This is a genomic window from Variovorax ginsengisoli, assembly GCF_030811835.1.
Taxonomy (GTDB): domain Bacteria; phylum Pseudomonadota; class Gammaproteobacteria; order Burkholderiales; family Burkholderiaceae_C; genus Variovorax; species Variovorax ginsengisoli_C.
Genome location: NZ_JAUSRO010000017.1, coordinates 42,668 through 69,015, shown reverse-complemented (window position 1 = coordinate 69,015; position 26,348 = coordinate 42,668). Strand labels below are relative to the sequence as shown.

General features: G+C 64.3%; 28 protein-coding genes. 7 read left to right on the top strand and 21 right to left on the bottom strand.

From position 1 onward, the window contains the following. Positions 1-74: 74 nt before the first annotated feature. The 11 genes from J2W36_RS22650 to flgB all read right to left on the bottom strand — a co-directional run bounded on the left by J2W36_RS22650 (position 75) and on the right by flgB (position 9,600). Positions 75-1,751, bottom strand: a complete 1,677-nt coding sequence (locus J2W36_RS22650; protein WP_307692034.1) for a methyl-accepting chemotaxis protein — start codon at positions 1,749-1,751, stop codon at positions 75-77. Positions 1,752-1,778: 27 nt separating this feature from the next. Beyond that, entirely contained in the window at positions 1,779-2,267 is a 489-nt protein-coding gene (locus J2W36_RS22645) for a chemotaxis protein CheW (RefSeq protein WP_307692033.1), read from the bottom strand. A 16-nt stretch (positions 2,268-2,283) separates the two neighbouring features. Then, complete coding sequence (gene flgJ / locus J2W36_RS22640; RefSeq protein WP_307692032.1) at positions 2,284-3,294, bottom strand: flagellar assembly peptidoglycan hydrolase FlgJ; 1,011 nt, start codon at positions 3,292-3,294, stop codon at positions 2,284-2,286. Positions 3,295-3,307: 13 nt separating this feature from the next. Beyond that, complete coding sequence (locus J2W36_RS22635) at positions 3,308-4,378, bottom strand: flagellar basal body P-ring protein FlgI (RefSeq protein ID WP_307692103.1); 1,071 nt, start codon at positions 4,376-4,378, stop codon at positions 3,308-3,310. A 71-nt stretch (positions 4,379-4,449) separates the two neighbouring features. After that, on the bottom strand, positions 4,450-5,148 hold the full coding sequence (locus J2W36_RS22630; RefSeq protein WP_307692031.1) for a flagellar basal body L-ring protein FlgH: 699 nt from the start codon (positions 5,146-5,148) through the stop codon (positions 4,450-4,452). Beyond that, entirely contained in the window at positions 5,145-5,927 is a 783-nt protein-coding gene (gene flgG, locus J2W36_RS22625; RefSeq protein ID WP_307692030.1) for a flagellar basal-body rod protein FlgG, read from the bottom strand. Before flgG ends, J2W36_RS22630 begins: the two co-directional genes overlap by 4 nt. 50 nt (positions 5,928-5,977) lie before the next feature. Continuing rightward, a complete protein-coding gene (locus J2W36_RS22620; protein ID WP_307692029.1) occupies positions 5,978-6,721 on the bottom strand; it encodes a flagellar basal body rod protein FlgF in 744 nt (247 codons plus the stop codon). Positions 6,722-6,768: 47 nt separating this feature from the next. Beyond that, the gene (flgE, locus tag J2W36_RS22615) at positions 6,769-7,983 is read right to left on the bottom strand and encodes a flagellar hook protein FlgE (protein ID WP_307692028.1); all 1,215 of its coding nucleotides are present in this window, start codon (positions 7,981-7,983) and stop codon (positions 6,769-6,771) included. Between the two features lie 40 nt (positions 7,984-8,023). Continuing rightward, entirely contained in the window at positions 8,024-8,713 is a 690-nt protein-coding gene (locus J2W36_RS22610) for a flagellar hook assembly protein FlgD (protein WP_307692027.1), read from the bottom strand. A gap of 48 nt (positions 8,714-8,761) precedes the next feature. Continuing rightward, on the bottom strand, positions 8,762-9,157 hold the full coding sequence (flgC, locus tag J2W36_RS22605; protein WP_307692102.1) for a flagellar basal body rod protein FlgC: 396 nt from the start codon (positions 9,155-9,157) through the stop codon (positions 8,762-8,764). A 35-nt stretch (positions 9,158-9,192) separates the two neighbouring features. Next, a complete protein-coding gene (gene flgB, locus J2W36_RS22600) occupies positions 9,193-9,600 on the bottom strand; it encodes a flagellar basal body rod protein FlgB (RefSeq protein ID WP_307692026.1) in 408 nt (135 codons plus the stop codon). A gap of 185 nt (positions 9,601-9,785) precedes the next feature. Between flgB and flgA the strand changes: the two genes are divergently transcribed. The 4 genes from flgA (at position 9,786) to J2W36_RS22580 (ending at position 12,928) form a co-directional block, all read left to right on the top strand. Then, a complete protein-coding gene (gene flgA, locus J2W36_RS22595; protein ID WP_307692025.1) occupies positions 9,786-10,556 on the top strand; it encodes a flagellar basal body P-ring formation chaperone FlgA in 771 nt (256 codons plus the stop codon). A gap of 49 nt (positions 10,557-10,605) precedes the next feature. Next, positions 10,606-10,893, top strand: a complete 288-nt coding sequence (gene flgM / locus J2W36_RS22590) for a flagellar biosynthesis anti-sigma factor FlgM (RefSeq protein WP_307692024.1) — start codon at positions 10,606-10,608, stop codon at positions 10,891-10,893. Positions 10,894-10,896: 3 nt separating this feature from the next. After that, complete coding sequence (locus J2W36_RS22585) at positions 10,897-11,349, top strand: flagella synthesis protein FlgN (protein WP_307692023.1); 453 nt, start codon at positions 10,897-10,899, stop codon at positions 11,347-11,349. A gap of 271 nt (positions 11,350-11,620) precedes the next feature. Continuing rightward, positions 11,621-12,928: a diguanylate phosphodiesterase gene (locus J2W36_RS22580; protein WP_307692022.1), complete on the top strand. Its 1,308-nt coding sequence runs from the start codon at positions 11,621-11,623 to the stop codon at positions 12,926-12,928. Between the two features lie 32 nt (positions 12,929-12,960). On the opposite strand, the gene J2W36_RS22575 is transcribed toward J2W36_RS22580, so the two are convergent. From J2W36_RS22575 to J2W36_RS22545, 7 genes are all read right to left on the bottom strand, one after another. Further along, complete coding sequence (locus tag J2W36_RS22575; RefSeq protein ID WP_307692021.1) at positions 12,961-13,644, bottom strand: response regulator transcription factor; 684 nt, start codon at positions 13,642-13,644, stop codon at positions 12,961-12,963. A gap of 46 nt (positions 13,645-13,690) precedes the next feature. Further along, positions 13,691-17,086: a PAS domain S-box protein gene (locus tag J2W36_RS22570; protein ID WP_307692020.1), complete on the bottom strand. Its 3,396-nt coding sequence runs from the start codon at positions 17,084-17,086 to the stop codon at positions 13,691-13,693. Next, positions 17,083-17,805 (bottom strand): substrate-binding periplasmic protein, encoded by a 723-nt coding sequence (locus J2W36_RS22565; protein ID WP_307692019.1) that lies wholly within the window; start codon positions 17,803-17,805, stop codon positions 17,083-17,085. Before J2W36_RS22565 ends, J2W36_RS22570 begins: the two co-directional genes overlap by 4 nt. 120 nt (positions 17,806-17,925) lie before the next feature. Next, positions 17,926-18,258 carry an STAS domain-containing protein gene (locus J2W36_RS22560; RefSeq protein WP_307692018.1) on the bottom strand — a complete coding sequence of 111 codons (333 nt, stop codon included), beginning with the start codon at positions 18,256-18,258 and terminating at the stop codon, positions 17,926-17,928. Then, positions 18,255-18,542 (bottom strand): Hpt domain-containing protein, encoded by a 288-nt coding sequence (locus J2W36_RS22555; protein WP_307692017.1) that lies wholly within the window; start codon positions 18,540-18,542, stop codon positions 18,255-18,257. The genes J2W36_RS22560 and J2W36_RS22555 overlap by 4 nt, the downstream gene beginning before the upstream one ends. 37 nt (positions 18,543-18,579) lie before the next feature. Next, the gene (locus tag J2W36_RS22550) at positions 18,580-18,981 is read right to left on the bottom strand and encodes a response regulator (RefSeq protein ID WP_307692016.1); all 402 of its coding nucleotides are present in this window, start codon (positions 18,979-18,981) and stop codon (positions 18,580-18,582) included. Further along, positions 18,978-20,480 (bottom strand): sensor histidine kinase, encoded by a 1,503-nt coding sequence (locus J2W36_RS22545; protein WP_307692015.1) that lies wholly within the window; start codon positions 20,478-20,480, stop codon positions 18,978-18,980. The genes J2W36_RS22550 and J2W36_RS22545 overlap by 4 nt, the downstream gene beginning before the upstream one ends. Positions 20,481-20,661: 181 nt before the next feature. Here J2W36_RS22545 and J2W36_RS22540 point away from each other — a divergent pair, with 181 nt between their 5' ends. Beyond that, positions 20,662-21,048 (top strand): hypothetical protein, encoded by a 387-nt coding sequence (locus tag J2W36_RS22540; RefSeq protein WP_307692014.1) that lies wholly within the window; start codon positions 20,662-20,664, stop codon positions 21,046-21,048. A gap of 178 nt (positions 21,049-21,226) precedes the next feature. Here J2W36_RS22540 and J2W36_RS22535 read toward each other — a convergent pair whose 3' ends face one another. Continuing rightward, positions 21,227-21,748 (bottom strand): chemotaxis protein CheW, encoded by a 522-nt coding sequence (locus tag J2W36_RS22535; protein ID WP_307692013.1) that lies wholly within the window; start codon positions 21,746-21,748, stop codon positions 21,227-21,229. Between the two features lie 222 nt (positions 21,749-21,970). Beyond that, entirely contained in the window at positions 21,971-22,102 is a 132-nt protein-coding gene (locus J2W36_RS22530) for a hypothetical protein (RefSeq protein ID WP_307692012.1), read from the bottom strand. Between the two features lie 97 nt (positions 22,103-22,199). On the opposite strand from J2W36_RS22530, the gene J2W36_RS22525 reads away from it, so the two are divergent. Together J2W36_RS22525 and J2W36_RS22520 are read left to right on the top strand one after the other, a co-directional pair. Beyond that, positions 22,200-23,210, top strand: a complete 1,011-nt coding sequence (locus J2W36_RS22525) for a M14 family zinc carboxypeptidase (RefSeq protein WP_370869369.1) — start codon at positions 22,200-22,202, stop codon at positions 23,208-23,210. Continuing rightward, positions 23,207-24,118: an alpha/beta fold hydrolase gene (locus J2W36_RS22520; RefSeq protein WP_307692011.1), complete on the top strand. Its 912-nt coding sequence runs from the start codon at positions 23,207-23,209 to the stop codon at positions 24,116-24,118. Before J2W36_RS22525 ends, J2W36_RS22520 begins: the two co-directional genes overlap by 4 nt. On the opposite strand, the gene J2W36_RS22515 is transcribed toward J2W36_RS22520, so the two are convergent. Beyond that, positions 24,032-26,020 carry a site-specific integrase gene (locus J2W36_RS22515; protein WP_307692010.1) on the bottom strand — a complete coding sequence of 663 codons (1,989 nt, stop codon included), beginning with the start codon at positions 26,018-26,020 and terminating at the stop codon, positions 24,032-24,034. The genes J2W36_RS22520 and J2W36_RS22515 overlap by 87 nt on opposite strands. Between the last annotated feature and the right edge of the window lie 328 nt (positions 26,021-26,348).

Below are 26,348 nucleotides of genomic sequence, written 5' to 3'. Positions count from 1 at the left end.
CTCTCACACCTGGTTGGGGATGGGAAGATGGATGCGCATCGTTCAGTCGATGACAAGGTGGGTGTTGTGCAGGACTAAAAGGTCTCCCACGCATCGCTGGCTGGCGCCGACGACGCTGCCGTTGCAATGACGTGTGGCGCAGCAGATGCAGATGAAGGTCGCAATGGCGCCGTGGCAACGCTTGAGCGTGCCGGCATGCCCGATTCGTGCGCAGGGTCGAGCTTGAAGATGCCGACGGTCTTCGCCAGTTTGCGGGCCTGCCCCTGCAACGAGGCGGCCGCTGCCGCAGCTTCTTCCACCAGCGCCGCGTTCTGCTGCGTCACCTGGTCCATCTGCGTGATCGCCTGGTTGATCTGCTCGATGCCCGTCGTCTGCTCCTGGCTGGCCGACGAGATCTCCCCCATGATGTCCGTCACACGCTGCACGCTCTGCACGATCTCCTGCATCGTGCGGCCCGCCTCGGCAACCTGGTGGCTACCAATGTCCACCTTGTGCACCGAGTCGTCGATCAACCCCTTGATCTCCTTGGCCGCAGACGCCGAGCGCTGCGCCAGATTGCGCACCTCCGAGGCCACCACCGCGAAGCCGCGCCCCTGCTCGCCCGCACGTGCGGCTTCCACTGCCGCGTTCAGCGCCAGGATGTTCGTCTGGAACGCAATCCCATCGATCACCCCGATGATGTCCACGATCTTGCGCGACGACGTGTTGATCGCCCCCATCGTGTCCACCACCTGGTTGACCACGGCGCCTCCGCGCACGGCCACCGCCGATGCAGACGACGCCAGCTCGTTGGCCTGGCGGGCGTTCTCCGCGTTCTGCTTGACCGTGCTGGTGAGCTCTTCCATCGAGGCGGCCGTCTCCTCCAGCGAGCTCGCCTGCTCCTCCGTGCGCGACGACAGGTCCTGGTTGCCAGCCGCAATCTGGCTGGATGCGACGGTGATCGTCTGGGTGCCGGTACGGACCTCCCCCACCACGCGATGCAGGTTCTGGTTCATGGCATCGAGCGCACCCAGCAGCCTGCCCAGTTCGTCGCCCGAACGAATTTCCATATGTTGGCTGAGGTCGCCGGCTGCCACGGTCTGCGCCAAGCGCAAGGCATCGTTCAGCGGCCGTGTGATGCCGCGCGTCAGCGACCACGAAATCGCAATGCCCAGCGTCAGCGCAAACACGGCCAGGACAATGAGCAGCATGCGTGCCGTGCGGTAATGCGCCTCGATGTTGTTGGCGGTTTCATCGATCGACGTCTGCTGGTGTGTCAGCATGGCCGATATGCTGGCCTCGTAGGCAGTGAGCGCCGGCACGAGCTGCTGGTCGGTCAGCGACTTTGCGTCGGCGAGCCGGTTGTCGGCCTTGAGTTTCAGGACCGCGTTACGCAAATCCATATAGGTGGTTCGCCGCGCCTTGATGTCGTCGCTGATGGCTTGCTCTTTGGGAGAGTCCAGCAAGGCCTCGATCTGCTTCTGGGTCTCGGAGATGGCCTTGCTGGTGACGCTCATCTCTTTCTGCAGCACCGTCTGCAATCGGACGTCGTCGGTGGCCACCAGACTGAATGTGCGCACACTGTTCTTGCCTGTGTCCTTGAGCCACAGCGCTGCCAGGCGTTCCTTGGCGAATGCACGGCCGGTCATCGCCTTGACCGACGTTTCCAACTGCTGAAGAGCTCCCACACCCAGCACCGCCATGCTGGCCGCCAGCAATAACACCACGGCAAAGCCCAGGCCCAGGCGCGTTCCAATCTTCCAGTTTGTCATTTTTGTCTCCGATGGTGCCGTTCGGCTTCAGTTGGCGATCTTCTCGATCAGCCCCAGTTCCTCGGAAGACATCAGTCGATCGACGTCCACCAGGATCAGCATGCGTTCGCCCAGCGTGCCCAGGCCGATCAGGTAGTCGGTGTCGAGGGCAGCGCCCATTTCAGGTGCGGGCTTGATCTGCTCGCTCACCAGCGTGATCACGTCGGACACGCTATCGACCACCATGCCCACGATGCGACCGGCCACGTTGATCACGACCACGACGGTGAACTCGTTGTAGGTCGGTTCGCCCAGGTCGAACTTGATGCGCATGTCGATGATCGGCACGATGATGCCGCGCAGGTTCACCACGCCCTTGATGTGCTCGGGCGCGTTGGCGATGCGCGTCACGGCGTCGTAGCCGCGCAGTTCCTGCACCTTCTGGATGTCGATGCCGTACTCCTCGGCACCCAGCTTGAAGGCGACGATCTCCAGTGAGCCATTGCGTATTGCAAGGGTGGGGGCGATGTCTGTCATAGGGGGTGGTCTGGGCTCAAGTGAATTTCTGCATGATCCGCACGAGCTTGTTGCCGTACTGTGGGTCGGTGGCATAGCCAGCGCGCTGGAGCCCATGCGCGGCGGCGGCGGGGTCTTCGGTGGCGATCACCGTCGCGTAGCGTGGGTTGCGCGTCATGAACTTCGCGTAGTCGGCGAAGGCTTCGTCGTAGGAACCATAGGCACGGAACTTGGCGCTCACCCTCTGCGCCTCGCCGTCGACGTACTCGGTGGTCACGACTTCGACCACCGGGCCCTTCCAATTGCGGTCGGCCTTGATGCCGAACAGGTTGAAGCTCTGCGTGCCGTCGGCGCCGCGGATCTCGCGCTGGCCCCAACCCGATTCGAGCGCGGCCTGCGCCAGGATCAACGGTGCAGGTACGCCGCTCGCGTTGCTGGCCGCCTGCGCCGATGCGCCCATGCGGCCAACAAAGCCGTCGACCTTGCCTTGCAGGCTGGTCTTGGCCGGGCTGCCCTCACCGCCGGCGAAGGCGCTGTAGACGCGCAGGTCCACGGCAGCGCCTGCTGCGCGCGGCGCGGTGGCGTCGGAAGACGCCGACCCAGAAGGTGTCAGCGCCATGGGTGCCGCGCGACGAAGGGGAAATCCCGGTGGCGGGGCCAGCGACATCGGCAGGCCGTCGGTTGGTGCCGCCGTGCTGCCGTTTGCCGTGCGCGCGAGCTGCGCCTGCATGGCCTCGGCAAGCCCCAGACCACGCCCCGACAGGCTCTGCGAGAGCTGCTGGTCGAGCATCGACATGTAGACCTTCTGGCTCTGGCTGTCGAGCAGGCCGCTCGACGGCGTGGCCTCGCGCATGCTCTTGATCACCATGTTCATGAACATGGCCTCGACCTGCCGGGAGACCTGCTTGAGCCCCTCGTCGGGGGTGCTGCGTACCGTGCGGCGCAGGGCGTCCACGCCCTGCACGTCGAGCGAGAAACGCTGGTCGAGTGCCCCGCTGCGCTGGGTGGCGTCGTAGCCGCTGGCTGCGGTGGCCGATGAAATCGTCATGATGCAGCCACCCTCAGATGATTTCGAGCTCGGCGCGCAACGCACCGGCAGCCTTCATGGCCTGGAGGATGGAGACCAGGTCCTGCGGGTTCGCGCCCAGGCTGTTGAGGCCCTTGACCACATCGGAGAGCGACGCCCCGCCATTGACCATCTGCAGTGCACCGCCGCCTTGGCTCAACGAAATCTGCGAGCTTTGCGTCGCAACGGTACTGCCACCGGACAGCGCACCGGGCTGGCTCACCGCAGGCGTGGTGCTGATGACGACAGACAGCGCGCCATGTGCCACCGCGCAGTCCTGCACGCGCACGGCCTGGTTCATGACCACCGAGCCGGTGCGCGCATTGACGACCACGCGCGCTGCGGCCTGCGGCGGCGTGACCTGCACGCCTTCGAGCCGCGCGAGAAAGGCCACGCGAGCCTGCGGCGACTCCGGCGCATTCACCACGACGCGGCGCGCGTCGATGGCATCGGCCGTGCCCGCACCGAACTGCGCATTGATCGCTTCGGCGGTGCGTTGTGCGGTGCTGAAATCGGACTGGTTGAGTTCGATGTTGAGCACACCCGCGTCGCCCACCTGCGCGTCGACGGCCTGCTCGACCAGCGCGCCCGCCGGAATGCGGCCCGAGCTCAGCTGGTTGATCTGCACCTTGCTGCCGTTGGCCGAGGCGCCCGCGCCGCCCACCACCATGTTGCCCTGGGCAATCGCATAAACCTGGCCGTCGGCGCCCTTGAGCGGCGTCATCAACAACGTGCCGCCTCGCAGGCTCTTGGCATTGCCCATCGAAGACACTGTCACGTCGAGGGTCTGGCCGGCGCGCGCGAACGCGGGCAGGTTGGCCGTCACCATGACGGCGGCGACGTTCTTGAGCTGCATCCGAGAGCCGGCCGGCACGGTCACGCCCAGCTGCGCGAGCATGTTGTTCAGGCTCTGCGTGGTGAAGGGCGTCTGCGTGGTCTGGTCGCCTGTGCCGTCAAGGCCCACCATCAGGCCATAGCCGATGAGCGGGTTGTCCCGTACGCCCTGCACGGTGGCGATCTCCTTGATGCGCTCGGCGTGGGCCGGGACGACGGACATCGCGCACATCGAGAGAAAGACCACGCCAGCGAGGCGCAAGAACGGCGGGCAGAGGCTGCCTTTGGAAAAGAGGTTCATGTTCAAAACGGCAACACGTTCAGGAAAGCGCGCTGGAGCCAGCCCATGGTCTGCGCCTCGTTGATGTAGCCCTTGGCGCTGTACTCGATGCGCGCATCGGCCACCAGGGTCGAAGACACCGTGTTGTCGCCCGTGACCGTGCGCGGGTTCACCACGCCAGAGAAGCGGATGAATTCGGTGCCCTGGTTGATCAGCATCTGCTTTTCGCCGCTCACCAGCAGGTTGCCGTTGTTCAGCACGTCGACCACCGTGACGGTGATCACGCCGCTGAAGGTGTTGGCCGCATTGGCTCCGCCCTTGGAGGTCAGGCTGTTCGCGCCCGTGAGCGCGGTGTCCTGTCCGGTGAAGAGACCGCCAAGCACCTTGGGAATGCCGGTGAAGGCGGCGCTGATGCTGTCGCTGCGGCTGGCAGTCGCCGCCGAGTTCTTGCTCGCATTGATCCGCTCGCTCACAAGGATGGTCAGAATGTCCCCGGTACGACGAGGACGGCGGTCCTCGAACAAAGCGTTGCCGCGACCGCCTTCCTGATAGATGGCACCGGACAGGTTGCGCGCGCGCGCCACGGGCTGCGGGTCGCCGCGGGTGGTCATCGGCTGGTGCACCAGCGGCTCCTGCGGAATCTGCGCACACCCGCCGGCGAACAGCGCGGCCGCGACGAGCACGGCGCGGCGCACAGCCTCATGGAGGCCAAAGCCCGTCATAGCTGCGCGAGCCGCTGCAGCATCTGGTCGGACGTCTGCACCGCCTTGCTGTTGATCTCGTAGGCACGCTGTGTGGCGATCATGTTGACCAACTCCTCGACCACATTGACGTTGGATGCCTCGACATAGCCCTGGCTCAGCACGCCGGCGCCATCGACACCCGGGTTCACCTGGTTGGGTGCGCCGGAGGCGTCGGTTTCCGCATAGAGGTTCTCGCCCTTGCTCTCCAGGCCTGCCGCATTGACGAAGGTTGCCAGCTGGAGCTGGCCGACCTGCACGGTGTTGGTGGTACCTGCCTGAGCCACGGAGACGATACCGTCGCGGCCGATGGTGATGCTCGTCGCGTTCTGTGGAATCGTGACTGCGGGCTGGATCGGGTAGCCGCTGGAAGTGACCAGTTGGCCTTCGCTGTTGGACTGGAAGGATCCATCGCGGGTGTAAGCGGTGCTCCCATCGGGCATCAGCACCTGGAAGAAGCCGCCGCCGTTGATGGCCACGTCTTTCGGGTTGTCGGTCTTGGTCAGATTGCCCTGCGAATGCAGGCGTTCGGTGCTGACCACGCGCACACCGGTGCCCACTTGCAGGCCCGAAGGCATGCGGGTCTGGTCCGAGGTTTGACCGCCTGCCTGGCGCAGGTTCTGATACATCAAGTCTTCAAAGACGGCGCGGCTTCGCTTGAAGCCCGTGGTGCCGACGTTGGCCAGATTGTTGGAGACCACGTCCAGCTGGGTCTGCTGGGCTTCAAGGCCGGTCTTGGCGACGTAGAGGGAGCGAATCATGAGGAGGTTCTTTCGGGTACTTGGACAGGTGCGACGTGGACGGTTCAGAGTCAACCGTAGGCCAGCAACTTGTTGGCAGACTGCGCGTTCTCGTTGGCGGTCTGGATCGACTTCATCTGCAATTCAAAACTGCGCGCGTTGGCGATCATGGCGACCATGGCCTCCACGGGATTGACGTTGCTCTGCTCGATGACACCGCTGGTCACGGTGAGCGTTCGGTCCGCATCCGCCGCTGGCAGGCCTTCGCGCATGCGAAACAGGCCATCGTCGCCACGCACCAGATCGCCCGTCTTCGGATTGACCAGCTTGAGGCGTCCGACTTCGACCGTCACGGCATTGGGATCACCCACGGCGCGTGCCGAGACCATGCCGTCGGCACCGATGCCCAACGCCTGGCCGGGCGGCGCGACGATGCCGCCGCCATCTCCGACGACCGGGTAATTGCCCATCGCCAGGATCTGGCCGTCGGAGCCCACACGCAGATTGCCGGCGCGCGTGTAGGCCTCCTGGCCATTGGCGTCGGTCACTGCGAGCCAGCCGTCACCGCGAATGGCGATGTCGAGCGGATTGCCCGTGTCCTGCACAGGACCCTGATTGAAGTTGGCCGACGGCGTCGTCGCCACGACGAAAGCGCGCGTTCCTATTTCCTCGCCCGTCACGGGCACCGCGCGGAATTCGTTGATCTGTGCGCGAAATCCTGGCGTCGAGGTGTTCGCCATGTTGTTGGCGGTCGAAGCCTGCTGCTCCATGGCCTGCTTGGCTCCACTCATCGCGACATACAGCATGCGGTCCATGGGCTACGCTTTCAATTTGGTGGGAATGGGTGCATTGCAGGTAGCGATCAACGGATGTTGATCAGCGTCTGCACGACCTGGTCTTGCGTTTTGACCGTCTGCGCGTTGGCCTGGTAGCTGCGTTGCGCAACGATCAGGTTGACCAACTCTGCGGTCAGATCGACATTGGATGTCTCCAGGGCGCCGGAGGCGATGCTGCCCTGCGGCGTGCCTACACCCGGTGCACTCGTCAGTGCCTGGCCCGAGGCACGCGTCTCGCGCCAAACGTTATCGCCACTGGGCTCGAGGCCGTTTGGATTGGCGAAGGTCGACAACACGATCTGGCCCAACAGCTGGGTCTGCTCGTTGGAATACTTGCCCGTGAGCGTGCCGTCTCCGTTGATGGAGAACGATGTCAGTGCACCCGAGCTATAGCCGTCCTGGGTCAGCTTGCTCACGGCGTTGTCGTTGCCGAACTGGGTCGTTCCGCGCAGGTTAACGGCCATGTTGAGCGGTGCCGAGCCGTTGGCAAAGGTCAGGCCGGCAATGTTCATCGTGCCACCCGCTGGCGTGGCCAACGCACCGTTGGCATCGAAGGTCAGGCCCGAGATCGGGGCGCCGCCGTTGACGGCATTGCCATCGGCCGTGGCGTAGGCATTCCAGGCGTTGGAGCCCGTTTTGACGAAGAAGACCGACAACTCGTGCGAATTGCCTAGCGAGTCGTAGATCGGACCCAGTGCATTCGAGTAGTTGTAGGTGGTCGAATCCGTCGCGCTGAAGGGTGTGGCCGTCGGCACGGCGCCGCGCGCATCCAGATTGAATTCAGACGCGATCGTGGTGGTCGCCTTGGGTGTCATGGAAGTCGACGGAATCTTCAACGCCGAAGGCGTGCCGCCGGCGAGCGATCCATTGGCTGCGACGCCAAAGCCATCCAGACGCAGGCCGCCAGAGTTGACGACATAACCGTCCTTGTCGACCGTGAATTGGCCATTGCGGGAATAGGAGATCTCACCACTGTCACTGCTCACGCGAAAGAAGCCGCTGCCGTTGGTGATGGCCAGATCCAGGGGACGGCTGCTCGACTGCACCGTACCTTGGCTGAAATTCTGAACCACGCCGGCGACGGCAGCACCCAAACCGATGCGTGTGCCGGCATAGAGATCCTTGAACGTGGCCGTCGCCGCCTTGAAACCGAACGTGTTGGAGTTGGCGACGTTGTTGCCGATCACGTCGAGGTTCGACGCTGCGGCATTCAAGCCGCTGATACCTTGGGAAAAGCTCATGAGAGAGTCCTGTCTGGATGTTGGAAGAGGTAGAGATCGCTCAAAGGATGTTGCGCACGTCGCTCAACGACGCTGTGCGGCCGCCGCCGAGATCCAGCGACACGCCTGTGGCGCCCTGCTTCACGCTGTTGACCTGGCCCACAGTCAAGGCTGTCGAAGCAACCCCCGCGGAGCCGTTGGCGGCTGTAACCTGAACTTGGTAGTTGCCGGCGGCCACTGCGGCGCCGCTGTCGTCCTTGCCATCCCACGTCAGGCCGTGGACGCCTTGGGCCATGGCGCCCGCATCATAGGTACGCACGGCCGTGCCGGCCGCGTCGGTGATGGTCACCTTGACCTGAGCCGCAGCCGCAGCCAGATCGACGGCGAAGGGCGCGGTGCCGGAACCTGCGGTCAGCGTATTGCCTGGGGCCAGAACATTGGTACCGATCAGCGATGCCGCCTGCAGCACCTGGCTGGCACTGCCCTGGCTCATCAGTCCGGACAGCGTGGTGTTCATCTTCTCGATGCCGCTGACCGTGCTCATCTGCGCGAGCTGCGAGGTGAGTTCTGCGTTCTGCATCGGATTGAGCGGATCCTGGTTGTTGAGCTGCGTGACTAACAATTTCAGAAAGCGCTGCTCACTGTCCGCGTTGGACGTCGACGATGTACCCGCTGTTGCGGACGCGGTCGACGACGTGGTGTTGAGCGCTGCGCTGGAGGCCAGGCTCGCAAGATTGGTAGTGGTGGTCATGACTGGAATGGGGAAAGGGAGAGAGGATTGACGCGGCGCTCAGTCAGATCACTGACCGAGCGTCAACGTCTTGACCATGAGCGTCTTGGCCGTGTTGAGCACTTCGACGTTCGCTTGATAGCTGCGCGACGCGGAGATCATGTTGGTCATCTCCTCCACGACATTGACGTTGGACATCGACACGTAGCCCTGCGCATCGGCGTGCGGACTCTTCGGGTCGTACACGAGCTTCATGGGTGACTGGTCTTCAACGACCGAGGCCACACGCACGCCGCCGATCTGCTGCCCACTGCCGCCAGCGACCTCGAAGACGACCTGCTTGGCGCGATAGGGTTGACCATCAGGGCCTGCCACGCTCTCGGCGTTGGCAAGATTGCTGGCGGTGACGTTCATGCGCTGCGACTGGGCTGCCAGTGCGGAGCCCGCCACGCTGAAGATGCTCATCGAGCTGCCGGGGAATGCCAAGGGGTCCATGGTGTTTACTGCTGGACAGCCGACATCAACGTCTTGATCTTGGCGCTCATCACCGTCAGGTTCGACTCGTAGCGCAGCGCGTTGTCGGCGAAGTTGACGCGCTCGGTGTCCATCTCGACGGTGTTGCCGTCGATGCTCGACTGCGCCGGGATGCGGTACATCAGATCCTGCTCGGAACTCGAAGGGGCCTGTGCCGCGATGTGGCGCGACGATGTCGTGGTCATTCCCAGCGAGTCCGCGGCGCGCCCGCGCGAAACGACTTCGGTCAGCTTGCTGGCGAAGTCGAAGTCGCGTGCCTTGTAGTTCGGCGTATCGGCGTTCGCGATATTGGCCGACAATACTTCCTGGCGTTGTGCTCGGAGGTTGAGCGCTTCCCTGTTGAAGCGCAACGCATTGTCCAATTTGTCCATCATGCGAATGCATCCTGTGGTGGTGACGTACCTCGACGTGCTCGTCGGTTCGTGGTGGAAAGTCTATGCATGCGTGCATTGGATGAAGGCTTGAACAAAGCAGCCTTTGCCTTGCAGTTCCGGGTTCTGCTGCATGTCCGCGACCGATAACATCTCGCGCAGACCTCCGCTCCAGGTTCGCCCACCTCATGTCACCCCTCCAAAGTCCTTCAGCCCTGCAACGCCGCCGCGGCACCGCGCGCGTGCTGGTGGTGTTCAGCGCCTTGCTGCTGAGCACTTGCCTATGTCTTGCAGACGACGGCGCGCCCGCAGACAGCGCGGTGCGCACGCTCATCGAAGAGTTCATGACGGCGCAGACGCTCTCGCTTCCAGGCAAGGTTTCTCTGGACATCGAGCTCAAGCCCTCGCATCCGTTGCCGCCCTGCAAGGCGATGCAGCCGTTCCTGCCGCTCGGCTCTGCCGCCATGGGACGCATTTCGGTGGGATTGCGCTGCAGCGGGGCGGCGCCCTGGACGCGCTTCGTCAGTACCTATGTGAGTGTCGAAGGACGCTACCTCGCTGCTGCCCATGCGATCGAAGCAGGCCGAGCGATCGAGGCCGCCGACGTGCAGGAAAAGACCGGCGACCTGTCGCGGATGCCGCGTTCAGTGCTGCTCGCAGGTGCCTCCGTCGCAGGCACTGTCGCCGTGACGCGTATTGGAGCGGGCGTTCCATTGCGCAAGGAAATGGTGCGCGGCACACTGGTCGTTCGGCAAGGCCAGACAGTGAACCTGGTTGCCCAGGGTGCCGGCTTTACCATCCGCACCGAAGGTGTCGCCATGACTGCAGGCGAAGCAGGCGCACTGGTGCGCGCAAGGTCCAGCGACAACCGCATGGTCAGCGGTATTGCCGACAAGGATGGGAGCGTGCTGCTCAGCAGCACACCGCCCGTGACGAATCGGGCCACGCCCACACCCTAAAGTTCCACCGGGGACTGCCGATACAACGTACAGATATTGAGGAACTACCGTGAAAATCGATCCACCCGCTGCTCCCGCGATACCACTGTCCCGCTCAGCGAAGACCCCTTCGGCTGCGTCCTCCGGCATCGTTGCCAATGCGGCCGAAGCCACGCCGGCGCCGTCCGGTCAGGTGCACCAGCTGCAAGCCGTGCTCGGCGGGGACTTCGATGCTGCCCGTGTGGCAGCAATCCGCGAAGACATCCGTGCCGGGCGCTACGAGGTGCGCCCGGAGCGCATCGCCGACGGTTTGCTGGCGAGTGTCCACGAACTGCTCAATCCACCCAAGGGCGAGTAAATCATGCTCAAGGTACTGCTTGCGGAAAGTGCTGCGATCGCTGAGTTGCTCTCGGTGCTCGACCAAGAAGTGCTCGCCATGAAGACCTGTTTGTTCGCCGAGCTGGAACCTTTGGCCGAGCGCAAGAGTAGCCTGCTCGCGACCATCGAGATGCTCGATCGCCAGCGCATGCAGGCTGCCACCGCCTTCAACCAACGCAGCGACCCAGAAGGCGCGGCGCTCGCCGCGGCACAGATGGGCAAGGAAACGGCGCACGCATGGGACAATCTCCTGGTGCTGGCAAAAAGGGCGAAAGCCTGCAACACGCGCAACGCCGCCATCGTCTACGCGCAACTCGAATTCACGCAGAGTGCACTTGACGTCCTGCTGGAGAGTCCCCATCCGTTCTATGCAGCCAACGGTGCGCGCATGTCTGCAGGCAGCAATCGCGGCGGGCTCCGACTCTCAGCGGGTTGATCCGCCCGCGGGCGAGCCGGGCATGATCGCTCGGGCGTTGTCCGCCTTTGCCTCGGGCAACCGCCGCCCCAGGCACCCCTGCGCTTTCGTCTGCCCCCTGTGTATATGAACACGGTATGCGGCATGCAGCGCATGGGCTTTGTTCCGCCTCGGCCAGCCTTCACAAGCCCATCACAACTGAGGCTTCAAATCTTTCCCGATATGTCCGATAGACACATACGCCCGCTGGGTGGCGACACACATCGGACAGGCCTCAATCGGAAAGATCTCAATGCCAGCGCTCATCCACATCATTTATGCCAGTCGAGCGACCAGCCCGTTCGATACGGCAGCGCTGCATGAGCTTGCACGCAAAGCCAGCCGGTCCAATGAGCGCGCCGGACTAACCGGCCTGCTCCTGCACGAGGAAGGTAACTTCCTGCAGGTGCTCGAAGGTCCGCCCGCAGCGGTGGAAGCGAAGTACGCCAAGATCCTCCAGGACCAGCGCCACCACGCCGGGGTACGAATCGTGCGGGAAGCGGTGGACAAACGGACCTTCAGCGAATGGTCGATGGCATTCACCGAGATGACGCGCAGCGAGCTCTGCGCGATCGACGGCGTCGGCGATTTTTTCGCGCGCGGTGCCGGCTTCACCCAGCTCGACCGCGAACGCGCACTGCGCGTGATGCACGCGTTTGCCAACGGACGCTGGCGCCAGAAGATCGTCGAGCGGGCGGCGCGCTCGAGTCAGCGCGGCCCGCATGCGTCGACGGGCGGCGGCGAGGGGGTGCTGCCGGCACCACCGCTGCGGCACGTCTCGCCCATGGGCGTCAGCTATGCCTTCCAGCCGATTGTGGACAGTTTCGCCTGCGAAGTGGTTTCCTACGAGGCGCTGATACGAGGTGCACGCGGAGAGTCGGCCTTTCAGGTGCTCAGCGCCGTGCCACCGGCAGAGCTCTACCGCTTCGACGCCGAAGGGCGCGTCGCGGCCATCGAAATGGCCTCGCGGCTGGGCATCCGCTGCGACCTCAACCTCAACTTCCTGCCGCAAAGCGCCTTCGTGTCGCAAGCCATGATCGAGAGCACCGTCGAGGCCGCGCTTCGGTTCAACATCTCGCTGGACCGCATCGTCATCGAAGTGACAGAGAGCGAAGCCATCCAGGATCATCGACGTTTCGCCGACCTGATCAGCACCTACCGGCGCCAGGGCGTGAAGGTGGCGATCGACGATTTCGGCGCCGGCCATTCAGGCTTGAACCTGCTGGCCGACTTCCAGCCCGACCAGATCAAGGTGGACATCGCGCTGGTGCGGCGCATCGAAGCCGATGCCCCCCGGCAGTCCATCGTTCGCGCCATCGTGGGGCTGTGCCACGAACTGCGCATCGACGTCATCGCCGAGGGCATCGAGTCGCTGGAAGAATTGCGCTGGCTGGAGGGCGAAGGACTGTGCCTGTTCCAGGGCTACCTGTTCGCCAAGCCAGGTTTCGAACACCTGCCGACCGCTGTCTTCCCCGAAAGACCGCTGCCGCGCAACCTGCTGCTCAACGCCTATTCCAAGTATGCGCAGGCCATGAACCTGTGGCCCGGCACCGCTGCGTAAATCTGGGCTGCGTCAGAGCAGCCAGGGAAAGCCTAGCTTTCTGCGGTGTTGTCGGTACGATCGAATCGATAGCCGTAGCCGTGCACGGAAGACAGCGTCCAGCCGGTGGCGGTTCCAAGTCGCAGCTTCTTGCGCAGGCGGCTGACATGGGTATCGACCGTGCGGGTATCGATGTCCGCATTCAGGCCCCAGATCTTGTCGAGCAAATGGTCACGCGAAAAAAGCTTGCCCGGGTTCTGGAAGAAATAGACCGACAGGTCGAATTCCTTCTGGGTCATGGCCACGGGCAAACGGTCGACGAAAAGACGGTGCTGCGCAATATCAATTTCATAGGCACCGACGCGCAGTACGGGAATGCCGGCCGGCTGTACGCGGCGAACCACCGCTTCGATGCGGGCGAGCAGTTCCATGGGTTTGGCAGGCTTGACGACATAGTCGTCGGCGCCAGCCTTGAGTGCCGACACGACGGTGGCCTCGTCTTCGCGGGCGGTGACCACGATCACCGGCAGGGCCCATCCGAGATGATGGCGCGTCCATTGCAGCACATCGGCACCGGTGCCGTCGGGCAGCAGCCAGTCGAGAATGAGAACATCGAAACGGCCAACCGCCAGCGCTTGTGTGAGCGCTGCGGCGGTTCCGAACGATTCAACGGTGTGCTTGCCGCTGGTGACCCAGAGTTCCAGCAAGTCTCTTTGTTCTACGTCGTCTTCGACCAAAGCGATGTGCATGCCTGAGTGTAGTGTGCAAAATGGGATTTTGCCGTCAAATCAGATCCAATCCGATCTGCTTGGCTCGTTCGGAACGCAGATTCAAGGTGAGTCTCGTTGTGTTGACGCCGGCACGATGCGTATATTGAACATCGTCGCACGTCTTGCGAATGATGGTGAGTCCGAATCCTCCTTCGGGCAATTGATCGAAACTCGTCAAAGGCAGTTCTTCGGGCGGCACGAACGCCTCGCCGATATAGACGAGCTCGAGTTCGAGCTGATTGACTGATCGGTAAACGAATACCTCGATCGGCGCGCCCTCGACCAAGCCCACCGCATGGCGCACCACGTTGGTGAAAGCTTCGGTGGCGGCCACCGCGAACAGCACACCTGCCGATTCGTCGAGTTCAGACGCTCTCGCCTCCTGCTCGACCAGGCCGCGCAGCATCGGAATGGCAGACGCCTTGGGCTGCAGCTCCAGCCGGCGGCTGTGCGTATTGACGTTGCAGATGCGCGCCACCAGGATGGTCGTGTCGTCGGTGAGCGTGGTCGAGTGCAGCAGCTCGTCGCGCAATTGATGCAACATCGCGCCGGGCGCGCGATGGACATTGGCCAGCCGAATGAAGGTCTGTTGAACCAGTGCGGAGCCCACGCGCTGACCGTTGGGCAACAGCGCGTCCGACAAACCGTCCGAGTGCATCAGCAGCGTGTCGTCCTCGCCAGCGGCCAGTGTGTTTTGCAGAAAATCCCCATGCTCGAGCACGCCCAGCGGCGGCTGCTGGTTGTGCAGCAGCACCGAACTGCCGTCGGCCTTGCACAGGAGTGCCTCCTCGTGGCCGCATCCGACCCAGGTCAACGTACCGGCTGCACGATCGATCCGCACATAGCTCAGCGTGACGAATGCGTCGAGTGCCTGCAGATGCGGCGTCATCGCATCGTGCACGGCCTTGAGAATGTCTGCCGGTGTCGGCAGCGCGGCTGAGTTCGGCGCGCCGGCCGTCATCAGCTCGACCAGCGAGCGGCCGAACTGCATCTTGACCGCGGCGCCCATCAAAGCCGCATTGATGCCCTTGCCCATCACGTCGCCAGCGATCAGGTCGATGCAGTGCAACCCGGGCTGGATGACCTCGAAGAAATCGCCGTCGATGTCCTGCGATGCGTGATTGAAGCTGCTGAGCCAGACGCCTGGCAGCACGGAGCGAGGCGGCGTGACCAGCAGCGACTGCTGCACCCGAGCGCCGAACTGGACTTCGCGCTTGCGCGCCGCGTCGAGTTCGTGCTGTGCATTCTTCGGGCCCTCGATGTCCTCGACCACGCCGATCATGTAAAGCGCCTGGCCTTCTTCGTCGCGCGCGATCGATGCGGTCAGGCGCACCCACACATACATGCCGTCCTTGCGACGGAGTCGCTTTTCCTGCGCAAAGGTGGCAAGTTCGCCTGCAAACAGCCGATCGAAGGCTTGCGAGCCTGCTGCCACGTCATCCGGATGGATAAGTTCGTCCTCCGAGAGCGCGAGGAACTCCTGGCGCGAGTATTGAAGCAGCCGGCACAGCGTCTGATTGACGCGGATGAACCTGCGTTCGGCCGTCTGCTGCAGCACGCCGACAGCCGCCTGCTCGAAGGTCTCCAGCGCCCGCGCCTCGCTTTCGTAGAGTGCGCGCTCGACCCGCTTGCGCTCGGAGATGTCGCGCATGGTGGCGGTGAACCACTGCTTGCCATCGGCGCTGACCGCCACGATGGTCAGCTCGATCGGGAAAATGGTGCCGTCGGCACGCATCGCTTCGGATTCGACCCGGTGATTGACGATCGGCGAGTCGCCCGCCACGCCGTAGTGGCGCAGTTGCTGCAGGAACGTGCGTCGCTGGCCGGGCGGCAGCAGCAACTCGTGCATCGGCCGGTAGAGCACGTCCTGGCAACGGCGCTCGAAAATGGTTTCCGCAGCGGCATTGAAATCGACGATGCAGCAGTCACCATCGATGGTGACGATCGCGTCGAGCGAACTCTGCAGCACCGCCTGGCGCCGCGCCTGACTGGCAGCCAGCGCGGTCTCGGCGGCTCGCTGCTCGGAAATGTCGGTGAGCGTGCCTGTCATGCGCACCGGTCTGCCTGCGGCATCGCGCTGCGGCGTCACCATGCCGCGCACCAGCACCAGGCGCCAGCTGCCGTCCTTGCAGCGCATGCGCATTTCCTCGTGCAGCACGGGGCTGCGGCCCTCGACATGCGCCCGGCGTGCGGCAGAGACTCGCGGCAGGTCGGCGGTGTGGATGATCTTCCTCCAGTCGCGATTGTGAACACCGGCCTCGTAGCCCTGGTAGCCGAGCATGGTGGCGACGCGCGCCGAATGCTGCATGACGTTCGTCACCAGATCCCAGTCCCAGACGCCGTCGCCAGCGCCTTCGAGGGCGAACTTCCAGCGTTCCTCGGTTTGCGCCACCTGCGCATGAAGCGATGCGAGTTGCAACTGTGCGGCCCGCTCCTTGATCAAGCCCTTTCTAAAAAGAGACAGCGCCAGGCCGATGCCAATGATGCAAAACAGCGCGGTGGCGACCATCCAGCGCGCTTCGCTCCACAGCTGCGCCCAGATGTCGTCATAGGGCTGTTCCGCCACGATCACGAACGGCCAGGTGCGCAGGCTGCGGAACGCGCCGACCGCGGGCCGGCCGTCCATGCCCTGATCGTCGATGTAGCTCGCATGCTCGACGGCCGGAAGAAAGCGCTTGAACGCGACCAACCCATGGGGCCTGCTGCCGGGCTCGAGCGTCACGTCGCCACCGATCACCAGCAGTTGCCCGTCGAACGTCAGCAGTGCGGTACGCGAAGCGGCATCGCCGACCAGGATGCGTTGCTGCGAGGCGAAGAGATCGGGGTTGAGTACGGCCAGCAGCAGCAAGGCGGGCTGCGAAGGCCGCTTGACCAGCAGCATCAACGGCAAGCCGATCACGCCTGTGGGCTGCTGCATGCCGCGCGACAGCTGCGTGAGATCGCGGGCCATGAAAGCCGGGCCGAACTGCTCGAACCCATCGCGCGGCACCCCGCCGAGCACGCTCAACGCCACCTTGGCGTCGACGTTCTCCATGGTCGTGCTGGCGAGCACACGCCCTTCCAGATCCAGCACCGAGAGGCTCCGCACTGCCGCCTGGCCCTGAATCTGGTCGGCGAGGAACCGTCCACTGAGCACGGGGTCCAGATCAGACATCCAGGAGGCCAGGATGTCCCCCGTGCTGCGCAGGTTGGAGGCGACCACGTCCAACGTTCCGCTGAGCTGCCCCTCGAGCACGCGGGCGTAGAGCGCCTGGCTCTCAATGGCCGTCGTTTCGGTTTCCCTCCATTCGACCAGCATCTCCATGGACGCAACCACCAGCACCAGGCAAAAGAGAAACACACCGATCCAACCCAACTGGCGCACGCGCGCTCTGAAGATTCGATCGACGGAGGCCTGAGCCGTTTTCATTCGCGGGCGACGGCAAGGGTCAAGCTGTTTTTATCGATTGTCTTGTCCAATGACCCGTCCTGCTTGATGCGCGCAACGAAGTCGTTGATCCAATGAAACCACTCGTCATCGCCGGGCCGCAACACGTAGGCATAGACCACCGGCACAAACGGCTGGGGGGGCGAGACAAGCTTTGTCCATTCGGCATGGTCAAGCAGGCGCCGCGCGTACGGGTAGTCGACGATCAGCACATCGACACGGCCTGCCTCGAGTTCGTCTTCAGCGGACCCTGAGGCGGCGCTCACCACCGTGAGCTTCGCGTGCTTGAGGCTCGATTCCATGGCGCCCACCATCACCGTGCCGGCGAACACAGCCACCTTCACCCCAGGCTGATCGATGTTCTCCCACCTGTGCATCAGCAGCCTGGTGCGTGTGGTCACGCCGTAGAGCGAGCTGCGCAGGTAGGGCTCGGTCAGACGCAGGCGCTGCTGCTGCACGGGCGTGATGCCCACGCCCTGCATGGCGACATCGCATTGCAGGGCTTCGAGCTGATCAATCACCTTGTCGAGGGAAGATTCGACGTACGCGACCTTCACGCCAAGCCGACTCGCCAGCGTTGCCGACAGATCGATGTCGATGCCCTGGAGCTCGCCTGTGCGCGGGTCGCGAAACGTCAGACCGCGGTAGGCCGGCCAAATGCACATCTTCACGACACCGGTCAACCGGATGGCGTCGAGCACCGGGCCGGCATGCGCCACACTGCCGATCAGGGCCATGGCGGCTGCAACTGCGGCTGCGCGGCCAGCGCGCACGCATCGCCCCGTAGCATCGAAGTTCATGGGACCGGGCGCGGTGATGGGCTAGAACGCAACCGCATCCGCGCGGCTGTCGTAGATACGGAAGACACGATTGAGCCGCATCAGTTCGAACAGCGCAATCACCGTGCCCGAAAGATTGCACAGCCTGACTTCGCCGCGCTGCTGCGCCACCTGGCGCATGCAAGAGAGCAATGCACCGATGCCCGAGCTGTCGATGAAACGCACGCCCTCGAGGTCGAGCACGACCCGGGCTTGGTCCTTGAGCAGCTGCTGCACCGCTTCCTTGAAAGCGAGCACGTTGCTTGCGTCGAGGTTTTCCTCATGCATGTCGACAACGAAGACGTTGTCACCCTCCAGGGTGCCCAAGAGCTTCACGGCGTTTCCTTGTGTGGGGGCGATTGCAAAAATGCAGAGGATCGTACCAAGCCGTCAATCATGGCGCACAGCGTTTCAAGCGCCTGCGCGTTCCGGCCGCCGGCCGCCATCGCCGCCTCTGCGGCGGCTTCCGCCCGCCGGGCAACCACGCTCAGTTCGTCGAAGCCAAAGCTGCCTGCGGCGCCACTCATGCGGTGCAGCAGGAACTGGCGCTGTGCGTCGCTTTCGGCGGCCACGATCTCTGCCCAGCGTGCGGCGAGTCCGGCAACGAAACGCTGGCGCATGCGAGCATACGCCAGCGCCGTGCCTTCGGGCAACGCATCAAATTGCCTTACGGGCACGGCCATGCTCCCAGTAGATGCGAATGTCGCGCGGCAGCCGTACCGAATCGAAGGGCTTGACGATCACACCGGTGGCACCGCACTCCAGCAGATCCTCCAACTGTCCAGGCAAGGCCTTGGCAGTGAGGAAGACGCTCGGCACACCCGCGATCTCCGGCAGCTTGCGAAGCTCGCTGAGGGTTTCAGGGCCGCTCAGGCCGGGCATCATCACGTCCAGCAGGATCAGGTCGGGGCGAAACACCTGGGCGGCGAACACCGCCTCATGTCCGCTGGCACACATGCAAACCTCGTAGCCACCGACGGTGGCCAGGCTGAATTCGAGGATGAGCCGGATGTCCGGGTCGTCCTCGACGCACATCACACGGCGCAGCTCGTCACTCACGTCGACGCTCCAGAAGACTCGCCCGCCCCGCGCGGCGCCAGCGCCTGCATGCCGCAATCGGCCCCACGCGCCACGCCGACCACCGGAGGGAGCCACACATTGAACGTGGCGCCGCCGTGCAAAGGGGTGCCAACCTCGATGGAGCCGCCCATGCGCTCGACCAGAAGCCGCGCAATATAGAGGCCCAGGCCCGCACCGCCGAGCGAACGCCGGTCGCTCGAATCCTCCTGCGAGAATTTCTCGAACAACTGGGGCAGGAATTCGGGCGCAATGCCAGGACCGTTGTCGGACACACTGACGCGAAAGCCGCCATTGACCTTGCTCAGTTGAACAACCACGGTCTCGCCGCGTGGCGAATGCTTGATGGCGTTGGACAGCAGATTGCCAAACACCTGCTGCATGCGGTCGGAATCGACGCAAACAAGTGCCTCAACCAGCGAGGGCGGTTCCATTTCTGCGCGCAGGTACACACCCAGCCCGCTGGCATAGCCCTGGTTGGCCGCAATCGACTCTTGGATCACACGTGCGAGCGGCTGGCAGCGCATGTGCAGCATCATGCGGTCGCCTTCGAGCTTCGTGAGGTCGAGGATGTCGTCGATCAGCTTGCTCAACCGTACGCCGTTGCGTTGCGCCACCGCCGCCAGCGACATGGCCTGCGGCGGCAGTGCACCGGCCGCACCCGCCGCAAGAAGCCCCACGGCGCCCAAGACCGAAGTCAACGGCGTCCGAAGTTCGTGACTGACCGTGGCCAGGAATTCATCGCGCATGCGCTCGACCCTCAATTGTTCGGTGATGTCGCGAACGACGAGCGTGGTGCGGACCTGTTGGCCCTCTTTCCACTGGCTGGAAGATATCTCAGCCTGGAAACGGGTGCCATCGATGCGTTGCAGTTCGAGGCGCCCCCCCAGAAGCAGGGTCGCATGGCCGTTGTCGGTGCGACCGAGCAGGTTGGCGGCCATCAGCCGCTCCCCGGTGGCCGCGCCGAAGGTCAGGCGCGCCGCCAGATTGGTTTCGACCGCGCGGCCGCTTTCGTCGAACGTCAGGACGGCGTGGAGGATGTTGTCGTGGATGTCGCGCTGGCGCTGGATGATGGCCTGCGCGTCGCGCTGGCTGACAAGGATCTCCTGGTAACGCGCAAGCTTGGCCGCGAGCAGCCCCAATCCATCGGGCAAGGTGATCTGGTCATCCATGCCTCGCTCGAGCGCCTCGGTCAGCAGCTTGTGGGCATCTTCCGGTGGTCCGGTCGCGTCGCCGGTGCTCAGGCAGACGATCGGCATCCAGCCTGCGTTGCCCATGGTGCGAAGGCGGGCGATCAACGCTGCGTCCGGTTGCCCGGCGCCCTCTGAGTGCAGCATCAGCACATCGGGCGGTGTCTGCTGCAGCCGCGCGACGCCCATCGCGATGTGATCGACCACTTCGACGACGTGGCCCAAACCCAGCAACATGGCGCCCAGCGCCTCGCCGGCCGCATCGGCGCGGTGAATGACAAGAATTCGCAAAGGGGGGCGGGCAAGCGGCTTCATGGATCGAGGCATCGATCGTAGCGCCCCTCAGTCGCCAAGGCGATGGAGCGTCTCGAAATGTTCACAAAGGCATCACATGTGGCAAGAGCAGGACACATGTAATGCATGCGTCAGCCGCTCCTCGCAGGAGCCGTTTCGAACTACCTAGGAGTACTTCATGAGCTTCGCCGAATTCGGACATGTCAGTCCTTACTTCAACCGTGCTCAGAGCCTGCTCAAGCAGGTCCTGCAGCACGCGCTCAGACGTTTTGGATTGGCACAGGAAAGCCAGGAAGCCCTGTCCGCCAGGCGCCTGCAGGCACGGCAGTATGCCCGTACGCTCGCCGAAATCGACCGTCGCCGCGCCACCGGCGCTGCAACCTTCCAGTGGACGGCAGAGGTCGAGGACTATGCCGAGCAATTTTTCCTGATGCACCGCGGCGATCCGAAGGCGCGCCTGGAGGTGATCCGGTTGGCGGGCGAACTGCGCCAAGCCGAAGCAGAGACGCACCGGCTGACCGAAAAACTCAACGGACTTCGCCAGAAAGCCGCGGCACGCACCTGAAACGGTAGCTGCAAGGCGATGAGAGGCCTTCAACGGCCGCGCCGGACGGGAGAGAAAAAGGGAAATCCCGATGCCAGGCATCGGGATCAAAGCATTCGTTTCGACGGACTCACCGATCACAGCGCGCGTCGCGCAGTGTTTCGGGTACCCGCGCAGCCCTCGCGCGGGCTGCGTCCGGTCAATGGGCTTTTTCTTCGATCAGGCCCATTTCGCTGCTGGCCATCAACTGTTCGATGTCCACCAGGATCAGCATGCGTTCGTCCAGTGTGCCCAGGCCGATCAGGTAGTCGGTGTCGAGGGCAGCACCCATTTCAGGTGCGGGCTTGATCTGCTCGCTCACCAGCGTGATCACGTCGGACACGCTATCGACCACCATGCCCACGATGCGACCGGCCACGTTGAGCACGATCACCACGGTGAACTGGTCGTAGGTCGGTTCGCCCAGGTCGAACTTGATGCGCATGTCGATGATCGGCACGATGATGCCGCGCAGGTTCACCACGCCCTTGATGTGCTCGGGCGCGTTGGCGATGCGCGTCACGGCGTCGTAGCCGCGCAGTTCCTGCACCTTCTGGATGTCGATGCCGTACTCCTCGGCGCCCAGCTTGAAGGCCAGGAATTCCGACGGAGCCTGACGAACGGCAGCGCCAGGAGCGCCCGCCTTGGAGAGTGTGTCGTGAGAAGCGGTTGCGGCGTCCATGATGTGGGTCCTCGGGTTGAATTGAATGGCGACTGAGGAGGACGCCCACACGCAGACATGGGGTCAATTCGGCGGCGCCACGGCGCCAGCCTGGTCGTCGTAACCCGTCGAACGCCTGCGAGTCGTTCTTCTTCAGCGCACCGATTGGGCGTGAAAGCGGCTTGGCAGTCGTGATCGATATGTGAATTGCAGCGCCGGGGCAGGACCGAGCGCAACAGCGCCTCAGCGCCGGCTGTGGTGCCGCAGCGTCCAGCGACGGCGCGCGAGGGCAACGAACTCGAAGGCACCCCACAGCAACGCGCAACCGATGCCGCGGGCACGCTGGGACGTCGATGCAAAAGTGAGTGGGGCCATGCATGCACCCTAGGCCAGGCATATGACACCCTGGTGACGACGCACCCCGCTATGCTGGCGCACCTCACTCTTCCCTCTGCGTGTGACTTCTACGGAATTGCCTGAATTGCTGGCGCTGCAGGCGCTCACCGACCTGGCCGGTCCCTTCATGGAACGGCGGCTGCTGTGCGAAGTCGACGCAGGTGACAGGCGCCTGCCGGTTCATGCCTATTTGCTGGGGAGTGCGCGGCGGGATGTACCGGCCGTTGGTTTTTTCGGCGGCGTGCATGGCCTCGAGCGCATTGGCGCCGAGGTGACGATCGCCTACCTGCGCAGCCTGGTGATGCGGCTCCAATGGGACGAGACGCTGCACCGTCAGTTGGAAACGGTCCGCCTGGTGTTCATGCCACTGGTCAACCCCGGCGGTTTGTGGCTCGGCACGCGCGCCAATCCGAACGGGGTCGACCTGATGCGCAATGCGCCGGTGGACTGCCACGCGCGGGTCCCCTACCTGATCGGTGGCCAGCGCATCAGTGCCTCCTTGCCCTGGTACCGCGGCGTCGAAGGCGCACCGATGGAACGCGAAAGCGCAGCGCTTTGCGCGATCGTCGAATCGGAACTGCTGGGGCGCGACTTCAGCGTGGCAGTGGACTGCCATTCCGGATTCGGCCTGACAGACCGCATCTGGTTTCCTTATGCCCACACCTCCACCCCCATTGCCCACCTGCCGGAGATGCATGCGCTGTGCGAGATCATCGATCAGACGCTGCTGCACCATCGCTATGTGCTGGAGCCGCAGAGCCAGCAGTACCTCACGCATGGCGATCTCTGGGACCATCTTTATCTCGATGCCTGCAAACGCCCGGGAAGCGTGTTTCTGCCACTGACTTTGGAGATGGGGTCATGGCTATGGATCAAGAAGAATCCGCGGCAGATTTTCTCGCGCCACGGCATCTTCAATCCGATGATCGCTCATCGCCAGCAGCGCGTGCTGCGCACCCACATCGGCTGGCTCGACTTCATCACCCGCGCCGTGGGCAGCCATGCGCGCTGGCTGCCGACCGGCGCGCAGCGCACGCATCAACGTGCACTCGCCCAGGCGCGCTGGTATGGCGCAGGGCGCGCATGAGCGCGGCGGCGAAGCCGGGCCGAAGCCACGGTGCCGCCTGCCCCGATGGCGCCGGACCCACCTGGGTGCTGCTGCGCGGGCTCACGCGCGAGCGTGGCCACTGGGGCGCCCTGCCCGCCCTGCTGCAGCAAGGACTCGACCTGGGATGCGGCGGCGCCCATGGCCGCATCGTCGCCATCGACCTGCCGGGAAACGGCACCTTGCACACGCTGCGAAGCCCGACGCAGATCGGCACGACGATGCAAGCCTGCCGCGCGCAACTGGAAGCGGCGGGACTGCAACCGCCCTTTCATGTGCTGGCCATGTCGATGGGCGCGATGGTGACCGTCGAATGGGCGGCGCAGCATCCCGCAGAGCTGGCCGCCTGCGTGCTCATCAATACCAGCATGCGCCCTTTCAGTCCATGGCACCAGCGCTTGCGACCGGCCAACTATGGCGCGCTGCTCAGGCTGGCCCTGTGGCCGCAACCGGCGCATCAGCGCGAACAGGCCGTGCTCGCGCTGACCACCCGGCACGCGCCCGACGCGCAGGCGGTGTTGCAGGCATGGACGCAGATTCGGCAGGTCCATCCCGTGTCGGCTATGAACGCGTTGCGGCAGTTGCTGGCGGCCGCACGCTATCGCGCACCGCCGACCCCACCGCGCGTGCCTTTTCTGGTTCTGGCAAGCCTGCAGGATGGCCTCGTGGATGTGGCGTGCTCGCGACGGCTGGCGCGACACTGGCAGGCCCCGATCCGCGAGCACGCGAGCGCCGGCCACGACCTGCCGCTCGACGATGGCCGATGGGTGGTCGCGCAGGTGCGCGACTGGGTCCGCGGACTTTCACAGGGTGTCCCAGAACGCGCGGGTGGCCAGGATATCGGAGGTGTCGGTGGGCCCGCCAAGGTAGGCGGAGGTCGTGGCGATTGATGCGTGGCCGAGGTTGTGCTGCACGCGTTGCAATGTCAGACCCGCCCTGCCTTCGCGCCCTTGCAATGCGTGCTTGCCATGCGTGTGGCGCAGCCAGTGGGTGCTCGCGCGCCGCAGCTGTGCAGCGTCTTCATCCTTCAGGTTGCGCGCGACCTGCGCCATGAAGGCCTTGATCGTCTTGTAGATGGCGGAGGTCGACCACGGCACGCACTGCCCCGTGGCAACATCCAAGCGCATTAGCAGGGGCGTTTGCCGGCATGCCGGGTCGGCGATGCCGCCCACCATACCGCAACGCACCAGCTCTTCATGCAGCGAGGTGACCAGCGACGTCGGCACCAGCACCTGCCGAGGCGATCCGGCGGGACCGGCGACCCGCAACGTCCAGCCTGGGTGGGACGCTGCCCCGCCCTCCGACGGGGCAGCGCCTGCCAGATCACCGCAGGTCGCCTGCGCGAGCTCCGTGAGGCGAAGCCCCGTCGCATACAGCCATTGCACGACCCTGCGCAGGCGTCGGCCCGGCTCGTCAACAGCCTGCCTGGCCAAGGCGGTGCGTAGATGGTCCCATTGGGCGAACGTGAACGATCGGCCTGCGCCCAATGGCGGGATCCGAGCGCTCGGCAAGGCTTGCGCAGCGGTCAGCGGGCTCGCTGCAAGATAGCCTTGGGCGACGAGAAAGCCGAACAGGCTGCGCAGGATCGCGAAGGCGTGGCGCCGGGCCGCTGGCGAGAGCGGGCCTTCGAGGGGTCGCCACAGAGGTGACCAGCGCTGATGGTGACGCGGCCCACACCAGTGGCGAGGTGGCCCGGCGAGAAAGGCGTCGTAGGCCGTCATGTCCGCCGCAGCCAGCGATGACAACGCCTCGCCCCGCTCCAGAACGGCCCACAGCAGGAGCCGTTCGGCCTCCTTTCGGTACGCACGCTGGGTCGCCGAGAGGCCCGGCTTGGAGGACGCAGTGCCTTTGGCGGCGAGCCAGGCGTCGATCGCCTGCAGGTCGTTCGATGCCGCCAGCCGGCATCCTGCGGGATCGGCGCGTTGGCGACCTTCACGGCCGTCCAGACCGGCTGGAACCCTTAGTTTCTCTAGCGGCAGCACGCCGGTGCCCGCCGGGACGACAGCAGCCAGCGTGGCAGGCATCAGCGCGCGGCGTGGCACACGGACGTGGGGACCCACACCAGCACCAAGCACATCCTCGTGCGCGGCCAGCCAGTCGAGGACACGCATGGCCTTGCGCTCGCCGACTCCAGGAACGTGCAGCCACCATCGCGCACCGACCCCGTTGATGTGCGTGACGAGGCGATCCAGCGTCGACAGGCCGGCGCGAACGAGCCGCTGAGCGAGCGCCGGATGAAACCACGCGTCAACCCGGTCGTCCAGCCGGGGATCCTGAACGACCAGATCTTCCAACCAGCGCAAGGCGGCGAGTTGCCGTTCGATCAACCGCTGCCGTCGCGCCGCCCGAGGGTCGGCCCTGCGAGCCGGGTTGCTCCGCCGTCCCGCCCCTGCGGACGTCGACGGATAGGCTGCTGCATAGGCCTCGATCTGCTCCTCCTGCGAAAAGTCCTCCAGCCCGGCGGCCTCCGCGAACGCTTGCAGCGTCGGCGGTGCAACCGACAGAGGCGCCGATGCCGCGATCGGGTCGCGAAGGGGCTCCAGCAGGATCAGCCGCGCGGTCCCCGGCTTGGCCTCGCGGCGCGCTGCAGCGGCGAACGCGTCACGGATCCAGGCAATGGTCCTTCTGACCGTACGCAAATCTGTGTGCTCGCCTTCCACGCGTAAATAGCGGTCCCAACTGGTGCGCTCGTCTACCCCTTGGGCCAGTGCCCGCATGAATGCGAAATGAGCACGATCGAGCTTGCGCAGCGCTGGGACGGGCATCGTGGTCAATGGGGTGGTGGCGGGCAAGACACTTTCGGCTGGATTCGTTTGAATGATAACGTTAATTATCATCCGTGTTCATTTGAACGATCAGTTTCCGAGAATAGAGACGAGTTGGCGTTTTTTCTTTGTGCGACAGACACTTAGGCGCAAGTGTGTGTGTCGCGCACTTTGCAACGCCTGGTGTGTGGAGCGGTGAAGCTGCTCAGTACCCGTGGGACGAGATGCAACGAATTGCGTGAAGCGGCGTTCACGCAGCCGTGCCCAGGGCACGCATCACCTTGCCAACTTTGGGTAAGAAAGGAGATCGCATCGACGCGTCATCGGACCTAACGACGCGGATGAATCCCTGGCG

Bases quoted from the DNA above. Each gene is read 5' to 3' on its own strand.
- J2W36_RS22650 (WP_307692034.1), bottom strand. From the start codon at position 1,751: ATGACAAACTGGAAGATTGGAACGCGCCTGGGCCTGGGCTTTGCCGTG.
- J2W36_RS22645 (WP_307692033.1), bottom strand. From the start codon at position 2,267: ATGACAGACATCGCCCCCACCCTTGCAATACGCAATGGCTCACTGGAG.
- flgJ (WP_307692032.1), bottom strand. From the start codon at position 3,294: ATGACGATTTCATCGGCCACCGCAGCCAGCGGCTACGACGCCACCCAG.
- J2W36_RS22635 (WP_307692103.1), bottom strand. From the start codon at position 4,378: ATGTGCGCGATGTCCGTCGTCCCGGCCCACGCCGAGCGCATCAAGGAG.
- J2W36_RS22630 (WP_307692031.1), bottom strand. From the start codon at position 5,148: ATGACGGGCTTTGGCCTCCATGAGGCTGTGCGCCGCGCCGTGCTCGTC.
- flgG (WP_307692030.1), bottom strand. From the start codon at position 5,927: ATGATTCGCTCCCTCTACGTCGCCAAGACCGGCCTTGAAGCCCAGCAG.
- J2W36_RS22620 (WP_307692029.1), bottom strand. From the start codon at position 6,721: ATGGACCGCATGCTGTATGTCGCGATGAGTGGAGCCAAGCAGGCCATG.
- flgE (WP_307692028.1), bottom strand. From the start codon at position 7,983: ATGAGCTTTTCCCAAGGTATCAGCGGCTTGAATGCCGCAGCGTCGAAC.
- J2W36_RS22610 (WP_307692027.1), bottom strand. From the start codon at position 8,713: ATGACCACCACTACCAATCTTGCGAGCCTGGCCTCCAGCGCAGCGCTC.
- flgC (WP_307692102.1), bottom strand. From the start codon at position 9,157: ATGAGCATCTTCAGCGTGGCGGGCTCCGCACTGGCAGCCCAGTCGCAG.
- flgB (WP_307692026.1), bottom strand. From the start codon at position 9,600: ATGATGGACAAATTGGACAATGCGTTGCGCTTCAACAGGGAAGCGCTC.
- flgA (WP_307692025.1), top strand. From the start codon at position 9,786: ATGTCACCCCTCCAAAGTCCTTCAGCCCTGCAACGCCGCCGCGGCACC.
- J2W36_RS22585 (WP_307692023.1), top strand. From the start codon at position 10,897: ATGCTCAAGGTACTGCTTGCGGAAAGTGCTGCGATCGCTGAGTTGCTC.
- J2W36_RS22580 (WP_307692022.1), top strand. From the start codon at position 11,621: ATGCCAGCGCTCATCCACATCATTTATGCCAGTCGAGCGACCAGCCCG.
- J2W36_RS22570 (WP_307692020.1), bottom strand. From the start codon at position 17,086: ATGAAAACGGCTCAGGCCTCCGTCGATCGAATCTTCAGAGCGCGCGTG.
- J2W36_RS22555 (WP_307692017.1), bottom strand. From the start codon at position 18,542: ATGCGCCAGCGTTTCGTTGCCGGACTCGCCGCACGCTGGGCAGAGATC.
- J2W36_RS22540 (WP_307692014.1), top strand. From the start codon at position 20,662: ATGAGCTTCGCCGAATTCGGACATGTCAGTCCTTACTTCAACCGTGCT.
- J2W36_RS22535 (WP_307692013.1), bottom strand. From the start codon at position 21,748: ATGGACGCCGCAACCGCTTCTCACGACACACTCTCCAAGGCGGGCGCT.
- J2W36_RS22530 (WP_307692012.1), bottom strand. From the start codon at position 22,102: ATGGCCCCACTCACTTTTGCATCGACGTCCCAGCGTGCCCGCGGCATC.
- J2W36_RS22520 (WP_307692011.1), top strand. From the start codon at position 23,207: ATGAGCGCGGCGGCGAAGCCGGGCCGAAGCCACGGTGCCGCCTGCCCC.